The organism is Streptomonospora halophila, assembly GCF_039542725.1.
GTDB classification, from domain to species: domain Bacteria; phylum Actinomycetota; class Actinomycetes; order Streptosporangiales; family Streptosporangiaceae; genus Streptomonospora; species Streptomonospora halophila.
The window spans coordinates 1-1976 of sequence record NZ_BAABIK010000072.1 but is presented as its reverse complement, the minus strand read 5'-3'; the positions used below and the strand labels follow the sequence as shown (position 1 = coordinate 1976).

At 76.7% G+C, this 1976-nt stretch carries 1 protein-coding gene; it reads right to left on the bottom strand.

The features are described 5' to 3' along the window. Positions 1-1976: condensation domain-containing protein (locus ABEA15_RS25495; protein WP_345559611.1), on the bottom strand; the 1976-nt coding region annotated here is incomplete at both ends.

The window sequence follows — 1976 nt, the reverse complement described above, 5'->3', positions numbered from 1 at the left end:
AGCAGCTCCGGCAGCGTCTCCTCGGCCACCGGGTGCGACGCCGCCTCCGCCCCCACCACCAGCCGCTCACGCTCGCCCTCCGCCAGCAGCGGCAGGTCACCCACCGGCCGGTTCGGGTCGTCCAGCGCCGCGCCGAGCAGGCGCAGCAGCCGGTCGCCGAGGTCGCGCACGGTCTCGGCGTCGAACCTGTCGACCGCGTAGCGGACGGCGGCCTCCATGCCGTCCTCGCCCGGGCGCTCCACGAACTCGAACTCCAGGTCGAAGCGGGCGGCCGTGCGGCTCACGGCGTCGTCGACGGCCGCATCGGCGCCGAACAGCCCGCCGTCCAACGCGGGGCGGGTCTGGTGGCTGACCATGACCTGGAAGAGCGGGTTGCGTCCGGCGGCGCGCACGGGGTTGAGGGCGTCGACGACCCGGTCGAAGGGCAGGTCGGCGTTGGCGAACGCCGACACCGCGAACGCGCGGGCGCGCTCCACGACCTCGCCGAATCCGGGTGCGCCCGAGAGGTCGGTGCGCAGCACCAGCGTGGTGAGGAACATGCCCACGGCGTCGTGCAGCGCCTCGTCGGTGCGGCTCGTGGCGGGCGTGCCCAGCGGGATGTCCTCGCCCGACCCCATGCGGTGCAGCAGCACCGCCACCGCCGACTGCAGGACCATGAACGGGGTGGCGGCGTGCTCGCGGCCCAGGCGGGTGAGCGCGCGCACGAGGTCGGCGGGGATCGCGAACGCCGCGGTGCCGCCCTCGTCCGTGGGCGCGGCCGGGCGGGGCCGGTCGGCGGGCAGCGGGACCTCCTCGGGCAGCCCCGCCAGAGCCTCCCGCCAGAACCCCCGCTGGCGCGACGCCCTGCTCGCCGGATCCTCCACCGACCCCAGCAGCTCGGCCTGCCACACCGCATAGTCCGCATACTGCACCGGCAGCGGAGCCCACCCCGGAGCCCCGCCCGCACACCGCGCCCGATAGGCCGCATCCAGATCCCGCAGAAACGGCGCCTGCGACCACTCGTCCACCGCAATGTGGTGGAAGAGGTTGAGCAGCACGTACTCGCCGGAGTCGGCGGCGAAGAGGACGGGCCGGTAGGCGGGCTCGGTCTCCAGGTCGAAGGGGCGCCGGGCGGCCTCCTCGACGAGCCGGTCCGGATCGGCCGCCCCGACGCGCACCACGCGCAGCGGGTCGAGGGCCTTGGGGGTGTCCAGAACGCGCTGGCGGGGTTCGCCGCCGACGCGGGGGTAGGCGGTGCGCAGGATCTCGTGGCGTGCGGCGACGTCGGCGACGGAGGCGCACAGCGCGTCGACGTCGATGCCGCCGCGCAGCCGCAGCACCCAGGCGACGTTGTAGGACGCCTCGGTGCCGGGCACCTGAGCGCTCGCCCACAGCCCGCGCTGGGCCGCCGACAGCGGGGCCTCCTCGCCGGACTCGGCCGCGGCGCCGCCCCGGACGGGCGGGCGGGTGTCGGTACCGGCGGCGATCCGTGCGGCGAGGGCGGCGGGGGTGGGCGCCTCGAACAGGTCGGCCACGCCCAGCTCCGCACCCAGCCGGGCGCGCAGCGCGTTGACCAGGCGGGCGCCGGCCAGCGAGTTGCCGCCCAGGTCGAAGAACCCGTCGTCGGCGCCGACCCGCTCCAGCCCCAGCAGTTCCGCGTAGAGGTCGCAGACCAGCTGTTCGCGCCCTCCGGCGGCGGCGCGTCCGGCACCGCCCCCGGGTACCGCGGGGGCCGGTTCGGGCAGGGCGGCGCGGTCGAGCTTGCCGTTGGCCGTCAGCGGGAAGGCGTCCAGCACCACCAGCGCCTCGGGCACCATGTGCTCGGGCAGCCGCGCGGCAAGCGCGGCGCGCAACCGTCCGGGGTCGGCCGCGCGGGAGGGCGCGGACACGACGTAGCCGACCAGGCGGGTGTCGCCGGCCGCACCGGCCAGCGCGCGGACGGCGGCGCCGCCGACCTCGGGGAAGCCGGTGAGCGCGTGCTCGATCTCGCCGAGTTC